Source organism: Mycobacterium colombiense (genome assembly GCF_003284975.1).
Lineage (GTDB): Bacteria > Actinomycetota > Actinomycetes > Mycobacteriales > Mycobacteriaceae > Mycobacterium > Mycobacterium europaeum_A.
In genome coordinates this window covers 1-4,417 of record NZ_QMEU01000187.1, presented here as the reverse complement: position 1 = coordinate 4,417, position 4,417 = coordinate 1, and the positions used below count along the sequence as shown (strand labels likewise).

Sequence of the window (4,417 nt, the reverse complement as noted above, 5' to 3'; positions counted from 1 at the left end):
ACCGGTGGCAACCGCGCCCACGACTTTTCTGGTGGAAGGCCGGGTCGCGCTGTCGGTCCCGGCGACCTGGTCGACGCAACGGGTGCTCAGCGGGCCGGGCTCGGCGCGAGTACAGGTCACGTCCCCGACGGATCCCGAAGTCGCCTTGCACATCACCCAGTCCCCGGTAGCGGGGGAGACACTGAACGGCACCGCGGACCGGTTGAAGCGCGCGATCGATGCCGAGCCCCCCGGCGTCTTCGTCGACTTCGACCCGTCCGGAACCAGCGCCGGCCGACCGGCGGTGACGTACCGCGAGGTGCGCGCCGGCCATCAGGTGCGCTGGACCGTCCTACTGGACGGCCCGGTCCGGATCAGCATCGGTTGCCAGAGCCGGCCCGGCGACGAAAACACCGTGCGCGATGCCTGCGAACAGGCGGTGCGATCGGCCCACGCGATCGGCTGAAAACTCGGTGGAACCACAGGGCCACCGCGCGGGTCGAACTTGGTATGTCCGGAAATGCACTGAGCGCCGACTTCGACCTGATGCGGTCCGTCGCGGGTACCACCGACGCGCGCAACGAGGAACTCAGGGCGATGCTGCAGGCATTCGTCGGCCGCATGAACGGCGTGCCGCGCTCGGCGTGGGGCGGGCTGGCGGCCGCGCGCTTCAAGGACGTGATGGATCGCTGGAACGCCGAGTCGCTAAGGCTCTACCACGCGCTGAGCACGATCGCCGACACCATTCGGCACAACGCGGCCACCCTGCAGGAGGCCGGCCATACCCACGCACACCACATCGCCGCCGCCGGCGGAAACCTGTGAGGAGAGAGGATCCCCGTGGACCCGGTGCTTTCCTATGACTTCGGCGAAATCGAGCACTCGGTGCGCCAGGACATCCACGCCACGTCGGCCCGGTTCAACGCCGCGCTCGACGAGCTGAGCTCGCAGATCGCACCGCTGCGGCAACTCTGGACCAGCGAAGCGGCCACCGCCTACCAGGCCGAACAGCTGAAGTGGCATCAGTCGGCGACGGCGCTCAACGAGATATTGGCCGAGCTGGGAAACGCGGTACGCGACGGCGCCGAAGAGGTGGCCAACGCCGACCGCCGGGCCGCCGGTAGCTGGGCGCGGTAGCGGCCGAGGGACACCGCGCGGTTCGAGCCGCGCCGTGAGACTGTGTGGTTCTGACGGGGGAGAGCCGTCGGGACCACACAGTCATTTTGACCTGCGGGGATGCCGGTCGGTAAGCTGCTCCGTTGGCGTGCGGTACGCCGGGGCCTCGGGTCAACGTCGGTCGCCGAGACCAAGCCCTTGCCGCGAACGCCTGACCGGCCCCCGGGTCATACCGGGATCCACCTCGAGAAAAGAAGGTAAGCGCTGTGCCTACGTACACGCCAAAGGCGGGTGACACCACGAGGTCGTGGCACGTCATCGACGCCACGGACGTGGTGCTTGGCCGCCTTGCCGTCGCGGCAGCCACCCTGCTGCGCGGCAAGCACAAGCCGACGTTCACCCCCAATGTCGACGGCGGCGACTTCGTCATCGTCATCAACGCCGACAAGGTCGCCTTCAGCGGCCAGAAGCTGGACAAGAAGCTGGCTTACCGCCACTCGGGGTATCCCGGCGGTCTGAGCAGCCGGACGATCCGCGAGCTGATGGACAAGCACCCCGACCGCGTCGTGGAGGACGCGATCGTCGGCATGCTGCCCAAGAACAAGCTGGCCCGCCAGATCGCGCGCAAGCTGCACGTCTACGCCGGCCCGACGCACCCCCATGCCGCACAACAGCCCGTCCCGTACGAGATCAAGCAGGTGGCCCAGTGACCGAAACGACCGAGGCCTTGGAAAACCCCGAAAACCCCGAAAACCCCGAAAACCCAGACACCCCAGAAGAAACAGGGGTCGCCGAGGTGACCGAAGCCCCGGTTGAGGCCTCCGAGACCTCCGAAGTCGCCGCGCCCGCCGAGTCCTTCGTCTTCGACCGGCCCATCCAGACCGTCGGCCGCCGCAAGGAGGCCGTGGTGCGGGTGCGCCTGGTGCCCGGCACCGGCAAGTTCAACCTGAACGGCCGCACCCTGGAGGGCTACTTCCCCAACAAGGTGCACCAGCAGCTCATCAAGGCCCCGCTGGTCACCGTCGACCGGGTGGACAGCTTCGACATCTACGCGCTGCTGCACGGCGGCGGCCCGTCGGGGCAGGCCGGCGCGCTGCGTCTGGGCATCGCGCGGGCGCTGATCCTGGCGCAGCCCGAGGACCGGCCCCCGCTGAAGAAGGCCGGCTTCCTCACCCGTGACCCGCGGGCCACCGAGCGCAAGAAGTACGGCCTGAAGAAGGCCCGTAAGGCGCCTCAGTACAGCAAGCGCTGATCGAGCGATCGCTATCCGGCCACAACTTGGCATCGCGGTGCACAAGTTGTGGCCGGTCGCGGCGTGTCTGCGCTCGGACGTAACCGTTTTCATTCACAAAGGAACGGGCACGTTAGGTGCAAGCCCGACAACTGTGAGAGGTTTGTTCGCATGGGTCGACTATTCGGCACCGACGGTGTCCGTGGGGTCGCCAATCGCGAGTTGACCGCCGAGCTGGCGCTAGCGCTGGGTTCCGCGGCGGCGCGGCACCTGGCGAGCGCGCCGGCACCGGGGCGGCGGGTCGCGGTGATCGGCCGCGATCCGCGGGCCAGCGGCGAAATGCTGGAGGCCGCGGTGATCGCCGGGCTGACCAGTCAGGGCGTCGACGCGCTGCGGGTCGGGGTGCTGCCCACCCCCGCGGTCGCCTACCTGACCGGCGCTTACGACGCCGACTTCGGGGTGATGATCTCCGCGTCGCACAACCCGATGCCCGACAACGGCATCAAGATCTTCGGGCCCGGCGGCCACAAGCTCGACGACGGCACCGAGAATGACATTGAAGCGCTGCTCGCTGATGTCCCTGTCGATCCCGGGCTGCGCCCGGTCGGCGCCGGGATCGGGCGGGTGATCGACGCCGAGGACGCGGCCGACCGCTACCTGCGCCACCTGAGCAAGGCCAGCACCCTGCGCCTCGACGGCTTGACCGTGGTGGTGGACTGCGCCCACGGCGCGGCCTCCGCGGTGGCCCCGCGCGCCTACCGCGCGGCCGGCGCCCGGGTGATCGCCATCAATGCCGACCCCAACGGCCTGAACATCAACGACAACTGCGGGTCGACGCACCTGGATTCGCTGCGCGCGGCGGTCGTCGCGCACCGCGCCGACCTGGGCCTGGCGCACGACGGCGACGCCGACCGGTGCCTGGCCATCGACGCAGGAGGCAACCTGGTCGACGGCGACCACATCATGGTGGTGCTCGCGACGGCGATGCACGAGGCCGGCGAGCTGGCGTCCAAGACGCTGGTCACCACCGTGATGAGCAACCTGGGCCTGCACCTGGCCATGCGCTCGGCGGGAATCACGGTGCGCACCACCGGCGTTGGCGATCGCTACGTCGTGGAGGAGTTGCGGGCCGGCGACTACAGCCTGGGCGGCGAGCAGTCCGGGCACATCGTGATGCCCGCGCTGGGCTCGACCGGTGACGGCATCGTCACCGGCCTGCGGCTGATGAACCGCATGGTGCAGACCGGCTCGTCGCTGGCCGAGCTGGCCTCGGTCATGCAGACGTTGCCGCAGGTGCTGATCAACGTCACCGTCGCCGACAAGGACACCGCCGCCAGCGCGCCCGCGGTCCAGACCGCCCTCGGGCAGGCCGAGGCCGAGCTGGGCGACACCGGCCGAATCCTGTTGCGCCCCTCGGGAACCGAACCGATGATCCGCGTCATGGTGGAAGCACCGGAAAAGGACACCGCCGCGCGGATCGCCACCCGCGTCGCCGAAGCGGTCAGCGACGCGCTGTAGATCTCCTAACCCATCGGAACCCCGCCGCGTCGGCGGGCGTCGGATAAGGCATGAAATCCGTTGGGGGAACACGACCTCTAGGCATCGCCACCCAGTTCGACGCGCCGGCCACACAGCGGGTCGCCAATCAATTCGCCATGGCGGCTGACTTCATCGACCGCGCGGTGAGCGATCACCTGGCCAGGCTGGCGTTCGGCGGGGCCGCGGCGGGGCGCGCGCACACCGCGCGCGGTGACGCCCTGCGCGTCGAAGTCGAGCGGCTGGTGGCGCAGGTGTCGCAGTGGGGGCGCGCGTCGGGGGAGATCGCCGTCGCGCTGCGGTCCAGCGCCGAACGCTACGCCGACGCCGACCTGTATGCCGCGGCGCGGATCGCCTAGCCGATGGCCGACCGGTTGGACGTGGCCGCCCGGCTCGCCGAGGGCCGGGAATCCGTCGAGCACACCCAGGCCTACGTGCAGGCCTGTCATGCGTTGGGCTACGAAAACGCCTATCTGACAACGGATGCCGCCCGCATCCGGGAGTGGTATGCGGGCGAGGACGGCCTGGACCTGCGCGCGCTGGACCGCGACTGTG

At 69.5% G+C, this 4,417-nt stretch carries 7 protein-coding genes and 1 pseudogene; all 8 read left to right on the top strand.

Annotated elements, in window-relative coordinates:
• Window positions 1-445, top strand: a 445-nt coding sequence (locus DQP58_RS25990; protein WP_112710916.1) for a type VII secretion-associated protein, incomplete at its 5' end; no start/stop codon positions are given.
• A 44-nt stretch (window positions 446-489) separates the two neighbouring features.
• Entirely contained in the window at window positions 490-804 is a 315-nt protein-coding gene (locus tag DQP58_RS25985; protein WP_112710915.1) for a WXG100 family type VII secretion target, read from the top strand.
• Window positions 805-813: 9 nt separating this feature from the next.
• Entirely contained in the window at window positions 814-1,116 is a 303-nt protein-coding gene (locus DQP58_RS25980; protein ID WP_112710914.1) for a WXG100 family type VII secretion target, read from the top strand.
• A gap of 245 nt (window positions 1,117-1,361) precedes the next feature.
• On the top strand, window positions 1,362-1,805 hold the full coding sequence (gene rplM / locus DQP58_RS25975; protein WP_007773455.1) for a 50S ribosomal protein L13: 444 nt from the start codon (window positions 1,362-1,364) through the stop codon (window positions 1,803-1,805).
• An 86-nt stretch (window positions 1,806-1,891) separates the two neighbouring features.
• Window positions 1,892-2,347 carry a 30S ribosomal protein S9 gene (gene rpsI, locus DQP58_RS25970; protein WP_165827961.1) on the top strand — a complete coding sequence of 152 codons (456 nt, stop codon included), beginning with the start codon at window positions 1,892-1,894 and terminating at the stop codon, window positions 2,345-2,347.
• Between the two features lie 150 nt (window positions 2,348-2,497).
• The gene (glmM, locus tag DQP58_RS25965) at window positions 2,498-3,844 is read left to right on the top strand and encodes a phosphoglucosamine mutase (RefSeq protein ID WP_112710912.1); all 1,347 of its coding nucleotides are present in this window, start codon (window positions 2,498-2,500) and stop codon (window positions 3,842-3,844) included.
• Window positions 3,845-3,894: 50 nt separating this feature from the next.
• On the top strand, window positions 3,895-4,221 hold the full coding sequence (locus DQP58_RS25960; RefSeq protein WP_112710911.1) for a hypothetical protein: 327 nt from the start codon (window positions 3,895-3,897) through the stop codon (window positions 4,219-4,221).
• 3 nt (window positions 4,222-4,224) lie between these two features.
• Window positions 4,225-4,417 (top strand): annotated as a pseudogene (locus DQP58_RS25955) (hypothetical protein); the annotation flags it as partial.